The sequence below is a fragment of the Nocardioides dokdonensis FR1436 genome, from assembly GCF_001653335.1.
Classification (GTDB): Bacteria; Actinomycetota; Actinomycetes; order Propionibacteriales; family Nocardioidaceae; genus Nocardioides; species Nocardioides dokdonensis.
This window is the reverse complement of sequence record NZ_CP015079.1, coordinates 2425038-2441490: the sequence shown is the minus strand read 5'-3', so window position 1 is coordinate 2441490 and position 16453 is coordinate 2425038. Positions and strand designations below refer to the sequence as shown.

Here is a 16453-nt window from a genome sequence, read left to right as displayed (position 1 = left end):
GAGACCGGGCTGAGGACCCCCTGAGAGAGGGGGCCGGCCCCGCGTAGGGTGGTGGCCCATGAGTGACCGACTGGTGTGGATCGACTGCGAGATGACCGGCCTCGACCTGGGCGCCGACGCCCTGATCGAGGTCGCCGCCTTGGTCACCGACTTCGACCTGAACGTGCTCGGCGAGGGCATCGACATCATCATCAAGCCCCCGGCCGAGGCGCTGGAGCAGATGATCCCGTTCGTCCGCGAGATGCACGAGAAGTCCGGGCTGCTGGTCGAGCTCGACCACGGCGTGAGCCTGGCCGAGGCCGAGGAGCGGGTCCTGGCCCACATCAAGGAGCACTGCCCCGACGGCAGCCGTCCACCGCTGGCCGGCAACACTGTGGCCACCGACCGGGCGTTCCTCGCCCGCGACATGACGACCCTCGAGTCGTTCCTGCACTACCGCATCGTCGACGTCTCCTCGATCAAGGAGCTCTCCCGCCGCTGGTACCCCCGCGCCTACTTCGCCGCTCCCGACAAGCGCGGCAACCACCGAGCCCTCGCCGACATCCAGGAGAGCATCGAGGAGCTGCGCTACTACCGCGAGGCCGTCTTCGTGGCACCGCCCGGACCCGACAGCGCCACCGCCAGGGAGATCGCGGCCCGCCACGGCGGCTCGATCACCGGTCTGGCCGCGGATGCTCCCGATGCAGGCAGCGCCGCGACGATCTAGTACGATTCTCGACGGTCCGGCAGGAACGCCGGGCCCACGGTGGGTATAGCTCAGCTGGTAGAGCGCCGCCTTGTGGTGGCGGATGTCGCGGGTTCAAGTCCCGTTACTCACCCCAGTGGTATCGAGCCCCTGACCTGCGGAGACGCGGTCAGGGGCTCGACCCGTCCCGGGCCGTCCACAGGCGCTGGTACGGTCGGTTCCTGGAGGTGCTCGCACCGCCCGCGCGAGTGGTGCCAGCGTCCCGCCGGCTCGTCGACGATCCCGTCCGCCCTGTCCACGACGGGGACCCGGACGCGGACAGTTCGCTGTCGGGAAGAGTCGGAGATGGCGAAGCCCACCGCTGCCCCGCAGGCTGCGCGCCCGGCCCGGGTCGCGCTGGACCGCTCCACCCGGGTCCCGGACCGCGTCGCGCCGGGACGGATCTGGTACGCCGCGTACGGGTCGAACCTCTGCCGTGATCGCTTCCTGACCTACCTGCACGGCGGCACCCCACCCGGCTCAGCACGTACCTACTCCGGCAGCGACGACACCTCCGTCCCGGACGGCGACGTGGCGTTCGCGCTCCCCGGCAGCCGGGTCCACTTCGCGTTGACCTCAGCGGTGTGGGGCGGCGGGGTCGCGTTCCTCGACACCGACGTCACTGCGCCGGGAGCCTATGCGTGGCTGCGGGCGTACCGGATCAGCACCGACCAGCTCGCGCAGGTGGTCGCGCAGGAGAACGGCCGGCACGCCTCGGCTGCGGCGCCCGTGCCGGTGGCCGAGGCGGTCCGCGATGGCCGGGCCGGGATGGGGCAGGGCGCCTACGAGACCCTCGTCCATCTGGGAGACCTCGATGGCCTGCCCGTGGTCACGTTCACGGCCCCCTTCTCCCTGGCCCAGGCCCGGGTCACGGCCCCGACGGCTGCGTACCTGCGCACCATCGGCGCCGGGCTCGCCGAGACGGCCGGGCATCCCCCGGACCGGCAGGCCGCCTACCTGAGCGGCTGCCCCGGTGCCGACCGGTGGAGCCGCGCACAGCTGGACGCGGCCCTGGCCCCCGACACGTCCTAGCGGCGCGGCCGCGGCGTGCGCTCAGGCCGGGATGTGCCCCAACCCGCCCTGCTGCGCCTGGCCCGGACAGGTGAGCTGCCCGCCACGACCTCGATGCCGTCGACACCGCGCCGGTTGAGTGCGGCGGCGATGGCCCCTTGGCTGACCTCGTCTGCGGCGTACTCCGTCGAAGCCGCCCCAGCGATCTGACGGATGGTGAGCTCAGCGTCATCCACCCCTCAGGCCGGGATGTGGCCGAACCGGCCCTGCTGGAAGTCCTGGTAGGCCTCCATCACCTCGGCGCGGGTGTTCATCACGAACGGGCCCGCCCAGGCCACGGCCTCGCGGATCGGCCGGCCGCCCAGCACCACCACGTCCAGGGCCGGGGTCCGGCTGTCCTGGCGGGCGTCGGCCGCGACCGTGAGGTAGTCGCCGGCGCCGAGCACGGCGGTCTGGCCGGTGCGCAGCGGGCGTCCCTCGACACCGACGGTCCCCTGGCCGGACAGGACGTAGACCAGCGCGTTGTGCTCGACCTCCCACGGGAGGTCGAGGCGGGCCCCCGGCTCGATGGTCGCGTGCACCAGGCTCATCGGCGTGTACGTCGACCCGGGCCCGGCATGGCCGTCCACGGTGCCGGCGATGACCCGGACCAGCGCACCCGCGTCGGCGCTGGTCAGCAGGCGCACCTCACCGGAGCGGATGTCCTGGTAGCGCGGGTCGGTCATCTTGGTGTCCCGGGGCAGGTTCACCCACAGCTGGATGCCGTGGAAGAGCCCACCGGAGGTCACCAGCCACTCGGGCGGGGTCTCGATGTGCAGCAGTCCGGAACCGGCGGTCATCCACTGCGTGTCGCCGTTGGTGATCGAGCCGCCGCCCCCGTGGGAGTCGCGGTGGTCGAAGACGCCGTCGATCATGTAGGTGACGGTCTCGAAGCCGCGGTGCGGGTGCCAGGCGGTGCCCTTCGGCTCCCCCGGCGCGTAGTCCACCTCGCCCATCTGGTCCATCATGATGAACGGGTCGAGCAGGGCCATGTCGATGCCCGCGAACGCGCGGCGCACGGGGAAGCCCTCCCCCTCGTGGCCCTCGGGGGCGGTCGTCACCTGGCGCACGGGTCGCGGCTGGTCACCCAGGCCGGGGGCGCGCACCCGGGACAGCACGGTCAGGTCGTCGACGGTGATCGCGGGCACGGAGCCCACCTCGCTTCACGGAGGATCGGTCAGACCCGACGCGGACCGGCCGGGCACTCGTCCCAACGGTAGTTGAATCCTTGTTGTTCCGGCAGGGTGGTCACGGCAGCGGCGGCAGGTCGACGAAGAAGGTCGTGCCCTGCCCGGGGGCGGACTCCGCACGCATCGTCCCGCCGTGCTGGGCGACCACGGAGTAGGCGATCGAGAGCCCCAGCCCGCTGCCCGGGATCGCCTGGGCCTGCGCCAGGGAGGAGCGGAAGAAGCGCGTGAAGAGCCGCGCCTGCTCCTCGGGCGGGATGCCGATGCCGGTGTCGGTCACGGTGATCGTCGAGCCCTCCGCCGCGCTGGTCAGCGCGACGTCGACGTGGCCACCCGCCGGCGTGAACTTGATCGCGTTGCCGACGAGGTTGATCACCACCCGCTCCAGCATCTCGCGGTTGCCCAGGCACGGCACCGGGTGCGCCGGCACGTCGACCGTGAGCACCACCCGGGACCGCTCGCCGCCCGGCGCCACGACCGCACACCCGGTGGCGACCACCTCGCACAGGTCCACCACCTTGTCGCTGAGCCCCAGCCCGTCCTCCTGCACCCGCGAGAGGGTCAGCAGGTCGTCGATCAGGATGAGCAGGCGCTCGCTGTTGCCCGCGACCCGGGCGACGGCCGACTTCTGGGCCGTGCTGAGCTGGCCGAACGAACCGTCCTCGAGCATCTCCAGGTAGCCCTGGATGCTCGTGATGGGCGTGCGCAGCTCGTGGCTGACGCTGGAGACGAAGGCGTCCTTGACCGCGTCGACCTCCTGCATCCGCGCCAACGCCTCGCGCAGCGCCTCCTCGGTGTGCACCCGCTCGGTGACGTCCTCCGAGGTGCTCACGTAGCCCAGCACCCGACCCGCGTCGTCGGTGATGCGACCCAGGGTCATCGAGTGGGTCCGCACCGCCCCGTCCTTGCGGACGAAGCCCATGTCCTCGCCGGCCATGTCGGGCTCGGCCATCCGCCGCACCACCTCGGAGAAGCGGGGCTCGACGCCGAGCTCCTCCGCCTTGGCCGCGATCTGCTCCGCGGTGTGGAAGACGCGGGTGGTCTCCCCCACGACCTCGGCGGCCGTGTAGCCGAGCAGCCGCTCGGCGCCGGGGTTGAACAGGGTGACCCGTCCCTGGTCGTCGGTGCCGACGATCGCGGTCCCCGTGGCGCTGCGCACGATGCGGTCGAGGGTGTCGCGCTCGGCCGAGGCGGCCCGGGCCGCCTCGATGCTCTCCCCCACCCGCAGCAGCAGCGGCACCACGATCAGGGCGCACGAGGCGGCGTACGCCGCGGTGAGGACGCCGCGCACGTCGTGCTCCATCTCGAGCAGACCGGGCAGGAACGCGAAGGGCCCCCGGCCGAACGTCGTCATCGCGACGGCGAAGGCCAGCACCGCGACCATCTGCGCCAGCGCCTGGGCCGGGCTGGTCCGCAGGGCGCTCCAGGCCAGCAGCGGGATCACCAGGAACACCAGCGGCAGCGAGAGCTCGGGGGCGAAGACGGCCGGCGTGACCACTGCCACGGCGCCCCACTGCAGCATCCGCTCGGGTCGCCGGGCCAGGGTGCCGTGGGAGGGCAGCCTCGCCCAGAGCGGGGTGAGCACCAGCTGGGAGGCCAGGTGCGCGGTGCCGAGCGTCAGCGCGACGAACCACGGCTCCCCGAGGCCGGTCAGCACCGAGGTCACGGCGCCGCCGAGGGTCGCCACCACACCGCCGATCGCGCAGGCGGCCAGGTAGCGACGCAGGTCCGCGTCCCGGCGCAGTCGCCAGCGACCTTCCCTGCCCCCCAGCAGGAGCCGGGCGACTAGCGCGGTCTCGAGCACGATCGTCAGGGAGTAGCCGACCACCACCCCGACAGGGCGGTCGGTCAGGGAGAGGGAGAGCAGCGCGGCCAGCAGCACCAGCCCCAGCATCAGCGGCGCTGCCCGTCGCGGCGCCAGCACGACGAGCCCGGTGGCCAGCCCGACCGGCCAGCTGCCGACCACGTGCCCGGCGAGGGGCGCGGACCGGACCGTGAGCGCCCCGAGGACCACCATCAGCACGAGCAGGCCCGCGGCGCGCAGCTGCCACGACCTCACCCAGTCAGTCGACACGGTGCCCCTTCCGCTGCAGCCCGCGGTCCGGGCGCCAGCATCGTGACATCTCGGTGGGCAGCGCGTGGACTTCCCGCACCGCTGGCTGGTCGCGGGGCCCAAGACTTCACCTTCGGCACGGGTGGACGAAGCGGTGCGACCGCTCGTCTAGGTTGGCCCGATGAGCTCGGCACCCTCGCGCACCCACTACGACGTCGCCGTGGTCGGCGGTGGCCACAACGGCCTCACCGCGGCCGCCTACCTCGCTCGCGCCGGACTCTCCGTCGCGGTGCTCGAGCGGCTGGACCACACCGGTGGCGCAGCGGTCTCCGCACCCGCCTTCAGCGGTCACGACGTGCGCCTCTCGCGCTACTCCTACCTGGTCTCGGTGATGCCCGACCAGCTGATCAGCGACCTCGACCTCGACGTGCGGCTCACCTCGCGCAGCACCGCGTCGTACACCCCGACGCTGCGCGACGGCGTCCCCGGCGGCCTGCTGGTGCAGCGCCCCGAGGGCGACGAGACGGCGCGGTCCTTCCGCGACCTCACGGGCGGCGACGACGAGTACGCCGCGTGGACCGACTTCTACGCCGGGGTCGGACGGCTGGCGCAGGTCCTGGCGCCCACGCTGCTCGCGCCGCTGCCGCACGAGCGCGACGTGCGCGCCCAGGTCGACGCCACGACCTGGCGTGACGTCGTCGAGCGTCCGCTCGCCGAGGCCATCGAGCGCCGCTTCGCCGACGACACGGTGCGCGGGGTCGTCGGCACCGACGCCCTGATCGGCACCTTCGCCTCGCTGCACGACCCGTCGCTGGTCCAGAACCGGTGCTTCCTCTACCACCTGATCGGCAACGGGACGGGCGAGTGGCGGGTGCCGGTGGGCGGCATGGGCTCGGTGAGCGACGCCCTGGCCACGGCCGCGCTCCGCGCCGGCGCGGAGCTGGTCACCTCCGCCGGCGTCTCGGCCATCCGACCCGGCGGGGACGACCCGGCGGAGATCGACGTGCACACCTCGGCGGGCGCCCGCACGATCACCGCGACCACGGTCCTGGCCAACGTGGCGCCCTGGGTGCTGCGCATCCTGCTCGGCGAGCCCGCGGACCCGGCCTCCAAGCCGGTGGGCGCCCAGCTCAAGATCAACCTGCTGCTCGACCGGCTGCCCCGGCTGCGCTCCGGCGTCGACCCGGCGGAGGCCTTCGCCGGCACCCTGCACCTCGCCGAGGACTACTCCCAGGTCGAGCGCGCCTACGCCGACGCCGCGGCCGGCCGGGTGCCGACGCAGATGCCCGGCGAGGTCTACTGCCACTCCCTCAGTGACCCCTCGATCCTCGGCTCGGCCGCGCCCGGGATGCACACGATGACCTACTTCGGGCTGCACACCCCGGCCACGCTCTTCGAGCAGGACACCGAGGTGACCAAGCAGCTCGCGGTGCAGCGGGCCCTCGCCGCGCTCGACGAGCACCTCGTCGAGCCGATCTCGTCGGTCGTCGCCCGCGACGCCGAGGGCAACCCCTGCATCGAGGCCAAGATCCCCCAGGACATCGAGGCCGACCTGGCGATGCCCGGAGGGCACATCTTCCACGGGGACCTGGACTGGCCCTGGGCCCCGCAGCGGGCGCGCCTCGACACCCCTGCACAGCGCTGGGGCGTCGCCACCGGTGTCGACCAGGTGCTGCTCTGCGGTTCGGGCAGCCGCAGGGGCGGTGCCGTGTCCGGCCTGGGCGGTCACCACGCGGCGCACGCGGTCCTCGAGAGCCGCTGACCGGGGCTCCAGCCCCCTCGATTTCGACTCCCCGCCTCCCACTGGTAGCGTTCTTCTCGCTTCACCACGCGGCATTAGCTCAATTGGCAGAGCAGCTGACTCTTAATCAGCGGGTTCGGGGTTCGAGTCCCTGATGCCGTACCGCGCTCGACCGGCCGAGGCCCACCACGGAGAGATCCGGGTGGGCCTCGACTGCTTTCCCGGGGCGATCCAGCTCTGTCCCGGCCGACACGGGACGCCGGCGGTCCGCACCGCGTAGCCTCGGTCACGAGCCACCTGCGATGAGGGACGGGGCGGCCCGGGGCAGGGAGGGCCCGTTGACGCGTGAGAGCGAGGCGGTGACGTCGCGGCCGGACGTGGATCCCGAGAGCTCGGGACGCACGATGACGGCGCTGTCGACCGTGCGCGACACCGACCTGAGGGACCTGCTCGCCCTCGCCGCCGACCTGCTCGACGTCGAGGTGGCAGCGGTCACCGTGGCCGACGGCGACGACTTCCACTACCCCGTCGCGGTGGGCATCGAGCCGTTCTCCACGCCGTACGCCGCCGCGATGTGCCGGCAGGCGTGGGGACACGGCGAGCTCTTCGAGGTGCCCGACACGCTGCTCGACCCCCGCTTCACCGACTCCCCCTTCGTGACCGGCGAGCTGGCGTCGGTGCGCTTCTACGCCTCGTTCCCGCTGAGCACGTCGACCGGCGAGGAGACCGGTCGCTTCTGCCTGTTCGGGCTGAGCCCCCGCCGGCTCGACGACGCCCAGCGCCGCGTCGTGGCCACGCTCGCGGTCGCCGCCAACCGCATCCTGGAGCTGCGGCTGCGTCGCCTGGCGCCGATGCCCGCACCCACCGCCGACGTGCTGGCGATCGCCGCGCAGGTCAGCCACGACCTGCAGTCCCCCCTGGCCACGCTGATGATGAGCCTGGGGGTGCTCCAGGGCGAGGAACTCGACAGCACCACCCGCGCCTCCGTGCTCGCGATGGCCACCAGGTCCGTGGAGCGGATGCGCGGGATGGTCGAGGGCACGCTGCGCCTGCACGACCTGGGCCGCGAGGCGCCCGGTCACGAGACCGTCGACCTGCGGGCGCTCACCGAGCAGCTGCTGGCGGACGAGGCCGAGCAGTGGGACCAGGTCGGCGGCACCGTCGACCTCGGGGAGCTGCCGCCCGTGGTCGGGGACCCCACCCAGCTCACGCTGGTCCTGCAGAACCTGCTCCACAACGCCCGCAAGTTCGCCCGACCGGGCCAGCCACCCGAGGTGGCGGTGCGCGCGGAGCGCCGCGGGGACCGGGTCCGGGTCACGGTGCGCGACGCCGGCGTGGGCATCCCTGCCGGGCACCGCTCACGCGTCTTCGACCTCTTCACCCGCACCGGCCATGCCCAGGGCCACGGCATCGGGCTGGCCACCGTGGCCCGGGTCGTGCACGCGCACGGGGGCGACTGCGGCACCGAGGACCTCCCCGAGGGCGCCGGTGCCGCCCTGTGGTTCGAGCTGCCCGCCGGGTGAGGCTCCGCGACCACCCGGCTGGCACCGTGGCCGGGTGAGCACTGCGAGGAGCGACCACGACGCCGTCGTCATCGGGGCCGGGCACAACGGCCTCGTGGCCGCCAACCTGTTGGCCGACGCCGGCTGGTCGGTGCTGGTCCTCGAGCAGCAGGAGCAGGTCGGCGGCGCGGTCCGCAGCGACACCGACGTGCACCCCGGCTTCGTCCACGACACGTTCAGCGCCTTCTACCCCTTCGCTGCGGCCTCCCCCGTCATCCGCGACCTGGACCTGGAGCAGCACGGGTTGCGCTGGCAGCACCCGCCGGCACCCCTGGGCCACCCCTTCCCCGACGGCAGCTGGGCACTGCTGCACCCCGACCGGCACGACACCGCCGCGGGGCTCGACGGGGAGCACGCCGGCGACGGCGAGGCGTGGCTCGAGCTGTGCCGCACCTGGGACCGGATCGGCGAACCGCTGCTGAGTGCGCTGCTGAGCCCGTTCCCGCCGGTGCGGGGCGGTGCCCGGCTGCTGACCCGGCTGCCCCGGGCCGGTGGGCTGCACCTGGTCCGCGAGCTGCTCACCCCGGCGGCGAGCTTCGGCGCGCACCGCTTCGGCGGCCGCGACGCACGCACGCTGATCGCCGGCAGCGCCGGGCACGCGGACATCCCGCTCGACGCCACCGGTTCGGGGGTCTTCGGGCTGATCATGACGATGCTGGCCCAGACGGTCGGCTTCCCGGTCCCCGAGGGCGGCGCCGGACGCCTCACCGAGGCGATGGCGCGGCGGCTCGAGAGCCGGGGCGGACGGATCGAGCTCGGCACCGAGGTCAGCGCGGTGGAGATCGACCGCGGTCGTGCCGTCGCCGTGCGCACCCGCGACGGCGAGCGGTACGCCGCCGGCCGCGCGGTCGTGGCCGACGTGAGCGCACCGCTGCTCTTCGGGCGCCTCGTGGCGTCCGAGCACCTGCCGACCCGGGTGCGACGCGGGATGGCCTCCTTCGAGCTCGACCCCGCCACCGTCAAGGTCGACTGGGCCCTGTCGGGGCCGATCCCGTGGGCCGCCGCACCCGCGGTCGCACCCGGCTCCTTCCACGTGGGCGACTCGCTGGCCGAGATGCAGCGCTCGCTGGCCGACGTGGCCGCAGGCACGGTCCCGGCCCACCCGTTCATGCTCGCCGGGCAGATGACCACCACCGACCCCACCCGGAGCCCGGCCGGCACCGAGTCGCTGTGGGCCTACACGCACGTGCCCCAGGGCAGCGCGCGCGACGGCGTCGAGGACGGTCCGGTCCGTGGCGTCTGGGACCACGACGACGTCGAGCGGTTCGGCGACCGCATGCAGGACCGGATCGAGCGGCTGGCGCCCGGTTTCGGCTCGCGGGTGCTGTCGCGTCGGGTGCTCGGCCCGCGCGAGCTCCAGGAGCGCAACGCCAGCCTCATCGGTGGCGCCGTCAACGGCGGCACCTCCCAGCTGCACCAGATGCTGGTGCTGCGCCCGGTCCCCGGGCTGGGGCGCGCCGAGACGGGCATCGGCGGGCTCTACCTCGGGTCCAGCTCGGCGCACCCCGGCGGCGGCGTCCACGGCGCGCCCGGCGCCAACGCCGCCCGCGCCGCGATGCTGCACGCCCGCCTGCGCCGAGGGTGATGGCGGGGCGTCCCGCACGACCTACCGTCGCAGTCATGGCCACCATGAAGCTCTCCCGTGCCCTGTCCGCCGCCACCGCGTCGTACGGCGTCTTCGCCCTCGTCCAGCCCGACCACCTGCCCGACGCGCTCGGCTCCGCGCGCGGGGACCGCGACGGCTACCGCCTGCTCGCCCAGGCCTACGGCGTGCGCGACCTCGCCATCAGCAGCGCGGGCATGTTCGGCTCCCCCGCGGTGGTCAGGGCCGCCATGCGCATGCGCATCGCGATGGACCTCGGCGACTGCGCACTGCTGGCCCTGCGCACCGAGGGCGACGTACGCCGCAAGGTGATGGGCGTGACGCTGGGGTGGGGCGCGCTCAACATCGCCGCGCTGCTGATCGACCGGCGGGACTGACCGGCGACACCGGCCCGGGAGCACGCACTACACTCACCGAGTGCTTGGTTGTCAGGCACAACCATCTGCCGAACGAGGAGTCCGGGTGCTCAGGAGCACGACCCCGCGTGCGCGCGGCGGCGAACGCGTCACCTTCGCGGTGCTGGCGGTCGCGGTCTCGTCGTTCGTGATGCTCCAGTCGTTGATCATCCCGGTCCTCGCGCAGGTGCAGGTGCAGTACGAGACCGACCAGGCCACCGTCACCTGGGTGCTGACCGGCTACCTCCTCTCGGCCTCCATCGCCACTCCCCTGATCGGCCGCCTGGGCGACGCGATCGGCAAGCGCAGGATGCTGGTCATCACGTTGGCCGTGCTGACCCTGGGCTCGGCCCTGGCTGCGCTGGCCCCGACGATCGGGTGGCTGATCGTGGCCCGCGCGGTGCAGGGCGTCGGCGGCGGCGTGCTGCCGCTGGCCTTCGGCATCATCCGTGACGAGTTCAGCGACACCCGCGTCAACGGCGCCCTGAGCGTGATGGCCTCGCTCACCGCGGTGGGCTTCGGTGTCGGCATCGTCGTCGCCGGACCGGTCGTGGACTCCCTGGGCTACAGCTGGCTGTTCTGGCTGCCCATGATCGCGACCGCCCTGGCCGCGGTCGGCGCCCTGCTGCTCGTGCCGGAGTCACCGGTGCGCACCCCCGGACGCCTGCCGGTCCTGCCCGCCCTGCTCCTGGCCGGTTGGCTGGTCTGCCTGCTCCTCGGGGTCAGCCAGGGCAACGTGTGGGGCTGGACGTCCGCGCGCGTCCCGGCCCTGCTCGTGGCCGCCGTGGTGCTCCTGGTCGCGTGGGTGGTCGTCGAGACCCGCGTGCCGGTGCCCCTGATCGACATGACGATGATGCGCCAGCGCGGCATCTGGACCGCCAACGCCGTCGCGGCGTTCGTCGGCTTCGGGATGTTCGCCTCCTTCGGGTTCCTGCCCCAGTTCCTGCAGACCCCCACCGCGACCGGCTACGGCTTCGGCGCCTCGATCAGCGAGTCGGCGCAGCTGCTGCTGCCGTCCGCGGTCGCCAGCTTCGCCGTCGGCTTCGTCACCGCGCGGCTCGTGCGCCGGATGGGTGCGCGGACCGTGATCGTCGCCGGCACCCTGGGCAACACGGTCGCGTTCTGCTCGGTGGCCCTCTTCCACGACCACACCTGGCAGCTCTACCTGGCCACCACGGTCCAGGGCCTCAGCTCCGGCTTCGTGTTCTCGTCGCTCGCCGGGGTCGTCATCGCCTCCGTGCCCGCCCACCAGACCGGTGTCGCCAGCGGCATGAACGCCAACATCCGCACGATCGGCGGAGCGATCGGCTCCGCGGTGATGGCCGGCATCCTCACCGCCGACGTGCTGGCGTCGGGGTACCCCACCGAGCGCGCCTACACCCTCGGCTTCCTGGTGCTCGGTGGCGCGATGGTGCTGGCTGCGCTCGCTGCCTCGCGCATCCCGGACCTGCACGAGCAGGGCACCGCGGGGTCCTGGGCCGATGCCGACAACGCGGAGCTCGGCTACCTGCCGTCGGCGCCCGCGCGCTAGGCGGTCGCCTGCCGGTCGCGGGTGTTTCTGCAAGGAATCCTCAAGGTCTGCCCGGAGGTCCGCAAGGTCTCCACAAGGCCCGCTCCCGGGCCGGATCCGCGTGCCAGGCTGCTGTCATCGCCTTCCAGAACGAGGAGTCTCCCGTGCAGATCGAGCTCGCCGCGCCCAGCGCGGCCACCCCGTCCGTCCGACGCCGCCGCCGCGCCACCGCCGTCACCGCCCTCGGCTCGCTGCTGGCCGTCGGGGTCCTCGGGGTGGTCGGCGGTGCCGGCACCGCGGTCGCGAAGGGCAACGATGACGACAAGGACCAGGTCTGCCAGGACCTCAGGTCCAAGAAGATCGACGTCAGCGGCAAGGTGCAGAGCATCACGCTCACGGCACCCGACGGCATGCTGATCTCGGAGTACTGCGTAAAGGCTGGCAGCGTTCAGCAGGGCAACGGCCCGCAGTACGTCACGCTCGACACCCCGACGGCTCAGTACCCGATTTCCCACACCTCCGGCAAAGAGATCTCGCACTACTCGTACTCCTGGGTGAGTGCCCCGTCGACGCCCACGCCGCCGCCCACCCCGACTCCGACGCCGACCCCGACTCCGACCCCCACGCCGACGCCGACTCCGACCCCGACTCCGACGCCCACGCCGACGCCGACGCCGACTCCCACGCCCACCCCGGAGCCCACGCCGACCCCGACTCCGACGCCCACCCCCACGCCGACCCCGACGCCGACCCCGACTCCCACGCCCACCCCGGAGCCCACGCCCCCGCCGACGTTCCCGCCGAACCCGCCGACCAACCCGGGCGGCTCGTTCGACTGGAACTGGAAGTACGCCGACCCGACGTGTGCCGGCCTCGTCGTCGCCTACCCGGGCGACCTGCCCGAGGGCCAGGCCAACGACATCAACATCCGCCTGATGACTCCCCGTGGCCAGGTGACGCTGAACTACCACAACAACGAGGGCACCTGGTCCGGCACACGGGCGTTCCCCTACTCCCAGCACCGCAACTGGCCCGCCGGGACCACCGACTACACCGTCGAGTGGATCCAGGTCGCGGGCACCAACTACCACTGGGAGAAGGGCCTGCGCTGCCTGCTCGAGACCGACGGTGACGCCGACACGCTCGACGTGCCCCGCGCCGTGACCGCCATCGCGGACTTCGACGACGCGAAGGTCAAGCTGCGCCGCGGCCAGAGCGTCGCCACCGACATGGTGACCGTGGACCAGCCCGGCCTGTCCTCCGTGGAGCTGCAGCGGCTCGGCAAGGGTGACTGGACGACGAAGGCGACCCTGCCGGCCGACAGCGGACGGGTGCTCGTGAGCTTCCCGAAGGAGCGCCGCAAGGGCACCTCCCGCTACCGCCTGGTGGTCCACGGCTCGGAGTCGGTCACCGGCGCCGTCAGCGGCGTCCTCAAGGTCAAGGTGCGTCGCTGATCAGGGCCGCACCGACCTCATGACCTCACGGACCGGGTCCGTCAGCGGGTGACCACCTGCTGACGGACCCGGTCCTTGCGGATCTGGGCGTCGGTCCACGCGAAGCGCACCCACTGCTCGTTCGAGAACATCCGGGTCTGGTCCCGCGAGAACGGCGAGCGGGGGTCCTCGGACTGCCCGTAGGTCAGGATCGTGCGAGCATCCACCCCGCGTCGCCCGCGGTAGCTGATCGCCTGGATGTGCGAGGAGCCGTAGGTGATCGGGCGGTACCGGTCGGCGTGGTCGCGCACCCAGCGCGAGGCCAGGGCGTTCGCGTTGCCCACCGAGTCACCCGTCCCGCCGCCGAGGCCGTAGGGGCGAGCGCCTCGGTCCCCCGCGACCTGGAGGCTGCCCCAGCGGGCGTCGAAGGGCACCCCCGCGTCGCGCACCGCGTCGATGGCCGCCTGCATCGCCTCGACGACCTGCGGGTTGTCGGTGTTCAGGTCGCGCGGGGTGGTCAGCGGCTGCTCCGGGTCGAACGGGGTGCGCCACACGGTCTCGACCAGGTCCAACGGCGCGCTCGGCAACCGGGCGACGAACGCCTCGAAGAGGTGCACGCCTCGCGATCCCTTGTCGGAGCGGCCGTCCCAGGCCGCCAGCGCGGCACAGGCCTCGCGTTCGCCGGTCTGCTCGCACACGTCGTCGAGGGCGCCGTCGGCACGCATCACCTCCGCCGCCATCACGCGGTTGGCGTACTGGTGACCACGGAAGCTGCGCGGGGTCTCCTTGCGGCCGGAGGCGAGCCGGTCCATGACGTAGTGCGACACCACCCGGGTGCGCATGGTCCGCTCGCAGCGCTCGCACCCGATGATCGCGGCGTACCCCTCCAGGCGCGCCTCCGGGTTCGGCAGCCAGTAGGAGTCGTTGGCGTTCATCACCCAGTCCTCGCGCACCACCGAGGGCAGGTTCCCCGGCCCGAAGATGCCGGGGCGCTGGGCGTCGGCGTCCTCGCCCCAGGCGCACGACGAGCCGGCCCGGGTGCCGTCGAGGCCCGGGAGCCCCGCGACCTGCTCGAGGACCCGCCCGACCGGGGTCAGGCAGCGCTGGGCCAGCGCGTCCGGCACGTTCGGCACCACCGAGTGGTCGGCGTAGAGCACCTTGCCCTCGCGGTCGGCGGCGGTGGTGTTCACCCACGGCATCCCGCTGCCGGCGTCCTGGCGCCGCAGGAGGTCGCGGACCCCGGTGGCCTTGCCCATGTCGAGGAAGGTGTCGATGGTGCGCAGGTGCTCGGCGTTGGCGTCCCGGATCGCCCACACCGACGCCGGGCTCCACGGCATCAGGGTGTCCGGCGAGTCGACGACGTACCCCTCGGGCGTGCGGTAGAGGTCCTCGGTGACCGTGCTGAGCCGGCCGTCCTCACCCCGCACCCGGACCTCGACCTCGCGTCGTTCGAGCGTGGCCGGGCCGGCGTCGGTGAGGTACGTCGTGGGGCCGACGAGGCGGTACTCGTAGGGCGTGAACCGGTAGGCGGTCGAGACGGTGTGGCTCCAGGCCACGTCCTTGTTGAACCCGATGTTGACCGCCGGCGACCCGACCAGGGACGCGCCGGCCACGTCGTAGCGTCCCGGGATCGTCAGGTGCTGCTGGGTGAAGTGGTAGCGACCGCGCCACGGGAAGTGCGGGTTGCCCAGCAGCATCCCGCGGCCGGTCGAGGTCGCGTCGGCGCCGGCCGCGGTGGCGTTCGAGCCGAAGGGCGCGTCGGGGTCCCGCCCCAGGGCGCGCAGGAGCGCGTCCTGGTCGACCTGGGAGGCGCGGACCGGGAGCGAGGGCAGGCCGGGGTCGTCCGGGCTCGGCGGGGACGCGTCGGCGATCTGCGGCACGAAGACGCCGGTGGAGGCGAGCAGGTTGGCCAGGTAGACGCCGTACCAGAGGTCGAGGGCGGTGACGTCGGGGCGCAGGTAGGCGGCGCCCCGGCAGGCGGGGTCGCGCACGTCGTGGTCGCGCACCCACTCGTTGACGCCCGCCACGTAGCCCTTGACCAGGGCGCGGGCCTGGCGACCGGGGCCGCGGACCTCGTCGGCGAGCAGCGTCTCGACGACCTTGCGGTCGTGCAGGTCGGTGACCAGGGTGTCGACCTGCAGGTTGGTGGCGTCCAGGGTGACCTGGTCGTTGTAGCGCTCCTCGGGGCCGAACCAGCGCGAGCGCTCACCCCGCCCGGTGATCAGGGTGTCGAAGAGGGTGCACGCCGACATCTCCGTGGCGGCGTACCCGCTGCCCAGGCCCAGCGAGGTGAAGTCGCGGGCCTCGATGTGCGGGATGCCGTGCGTGGTCCAGGTGATCTCCGCGCGCATGCCAGCGGGCTCGGCTCGCGGCGTGCTCGGCGGCTGCGCTGCTGCTCCCGCCAGGGTGACGGCGCCCAGGGGCGCGAGGAGGGTGGCGGCGAGCGCGATGACCGCTCGGGTGGGGCGAGTGCTGACCATGCCTGCCCAACGGCGGCGAGTGACCTGCGTTACGCCCTGTCAGCGCGGGTCGATGTCCTGGTGCAGGCGCAGCTCGGCGTGCAGGGCGTAGGGCACCGGGAGCCGGCGGTCCTCGAGCTCGACGACCAGCGCCTCCAGCGCACGGCGCAGCTCGAGCTGGGCCCGACCCAGGTCGTCGCGGCGTCCGGGGTCCTGGCGGCGCAGGGCGACCTCGTCACGCGCCACGCGGACGCGCTCACGCAGCACCGTCAGCGGCTCGCTTCGTCCTGGGGTCCGCACGGGCGCCCACCTCTCGCTCCTGCGGCTTCCTGCCCCGGGCGGGCAGGGGAACGTCGGAGGTCGGTGCCCAGCCTACGTGGGCGGGGCGGCCGGGTGTGCCACCTCACAGGTACAGACCGGTGGCCTGGTCCCCGACCCGCTCGGCGGCCACCGCGTGCACGTCTCGTTCGCGCATCACGACGTAGGTCTCGCCCTGCACCTCGACCTCGGCCTTGTCCTCGGGCCCGAACAGCACCCGGTCGCCCTGCTCGACGGCGCGGGCGTGCGGACCGACGGCCACCACGCGGGCCCAGGCGAGGCGCTGCGCGCCCATGGCGGCGGTCGCCGGGATGACGATGCCTCCCGAGGAGCGGCGTTCACCGGCCTCGGTGTCGAGCTCGACGAGCACCCGGTCGTGCAACATCTTGATCGGGATCTTGTCGCTCATCGCGCTGCG

The 16453-nt window shown here is 73.2% G+C and carries 13 protein-coding genes and 2 tRNA genes; 10 read left to right on the top strand and 5 right to left on the bottom strand.

Annotated features, from left to right (window positions below; all coding sequences use genetic code 11):
* Nucleotides 1-58: 58 nt before the first annotated feature.
* The 3 genes from orn (at nt 59) to I601_RS11560 (ending at nt 1756) form a co-directional block, all read left to right on the top strand.
* Nucleotides 59-706, top strand: coding sequence for an oligoribonuclease (gene orn / locus I601_RS11570; RefSeq protein ID WP_068109706.1), 648 nt, complete (start codon nt 59-61; stop codon nt 704-706).
* Between the two features lie 39 nt (nt 707-745).
* A tRNA-His gene (locus I601_RS11565) sits at nt 746-821 on the top strand.
* A gap of 209 nt (nt 822-1030) precedes the next feature.
* Entirely contained in the window at nt 1031-1756 is a 726-nt protein-coding gene (locus tag I601_RS11560; protein ID WP_084527508.1) for a hypothetical protein, read from the top strand.
* Nucleotides 1757-1974: 218 nt separating this feature from the next.
* On the opposite strand, the gene I601_RS11555 is transcribed toward I601_RS11560, so the two are convergent.
* Both I601_RS11555 and I601_RS11550 read right to left on the bottom strand, forming a co-directional pair.
* Nucleotides 1975-2922: a pirin family protein gene (locus tag I601_RS11555; RefSeq protein ID WP_068109703.1), complete on the bottom strand. Its 948-nt coding sequence runs from the start codon at nt 2920-2922 to the stop codon at nt 1975-1977.
* 100 nt (nt 2923-3022) lie between these two features.
* Nucleotides 3023-5020 carry an ATP-binding protein gene (locus I601_RS11550; protein ID WP_068109700.1) on the bottom strand — a complete coding sequence of 666 codons (1998 nt, stop codon included), beginning with the start codon at nt 5018-5020 and terminating at the stop codon, nt 3023-3025.
* A 175-nt stretch (nt 5021-5195) separates the two neighbouring features.
* On the opposite strand from I601_RS11550, the gene I601_RS11545 reads away from it, so the two are divergent.
* From I601_RS11545 to I601_RS21695, 7 genes are all read left to right on the top strand, one after another.
* Nucleotides 5196-6776, top strand: coding sequence for a phytoene desaturase family protein (locus I601_RS11545; RefSeq protein WP_068109698.1), 1581 nt, complete (start codon nt 5196-5198; stop codon nt 6774-6776).
* A 68-nt stretch (nt 6777-6844) separates the two neighbouring features.
* A tRNA-Lys gene (locus I601_RS11540) sits at nt 6845-6917 on the top strand.
* 176 nt (nt 6918-7093) lie between these two features.
* Entirely contained in the window at nt 7094-8278 is a 1185-nt protein-coding gene (locus tag I601_RS11535; protein WP_157520104.1) for a sensor histidine kinase, read from the top strand.
* 34 nt (nt 8279-8312) lie between these two features.
* Complete coding sequence (locus tag I601_RS11530) at nt 8313-9902, top strand: phytoene desaturase family protein (RefSeq protein ID WP_068109692.1); 1590 nt, start codon at nt 8313-8315, stop codon at nt 9900-9902.
* 35 nt (nt 9903-9937) lie between these two features.
* The gene (locus tag I601_RS11525; protein WP_084527504.1) at nt 9938-10297 is read left to right on the top strand and encodes a hypothetical protein; all 360 of its coding nucleotides are present in this window, start codon (nt 9938-9940) and stop codon (nt 10295-10297) included.
* 85 nt (nt 10298-10382) lie between these two features.
* Nucleotides 10383-11846 (top strand): MFS transporter, encoded by a 1464-nt coding sequence (locus I601_RS11520; protein ID WP_068109689.1) that lies wholly within the window; start codon nt 10383-10385, stop codon nt 11844-11846.
* Nucleotides 11847-11989: 143 nt separating this feature from the next.
* Nucleotides 11990-13279 carry a hypothetical protein gene (locus tag I601_RS21695; protein WP_068109686.1) on the top strand — a complete coding sequence of 430 codons (1290 nt, stop codon included), beginning with the start codon at nt 11990-11992 and terminating at the stop codon, nt 13277-13279.
* Between the two features lie 41 nt (nt 13280-13320).
* Here I601_RS21695 and I601_RS11510 read toward each other — a convergent pair whose 3' ends face one another.
* From I601_RS11510 to I601_RS11500, 3 genes are all read right to left on the bottom strand, one after another.
* A complete protein-coding gene (locus I601_RS11510; protein ID WP_068109683.1) occupies nt 13321-15738 on the bottom strand; it encodes a penicillin acylase family protein in 2418 nt (805 codons plus the stop codon).
* Between the two features lie 39 nt (nt 15739-15777).
* Entirely contained in the window at nt 15778-16017 is a 240-nt protein-coding gene (locus I601_RS11505; RefSeq protein WP_157520101.1) for a hypothetical protein, read from the bottom strand.
* A 103-nt stretch (nt 16018-16120) separates the two neighbouring features.
* Complete coding sequence (locus tag I601_RS11500; RefSeq protein WP_157520098.1) at nt 16121-16444, bottom strand: GroES family chaperonin; 324 nt, start codon at nt 16442-16444, stop codon at nt 16121-16123.
* Nucleotides 16445-16453: the final 9 nt, after the last annotated feature.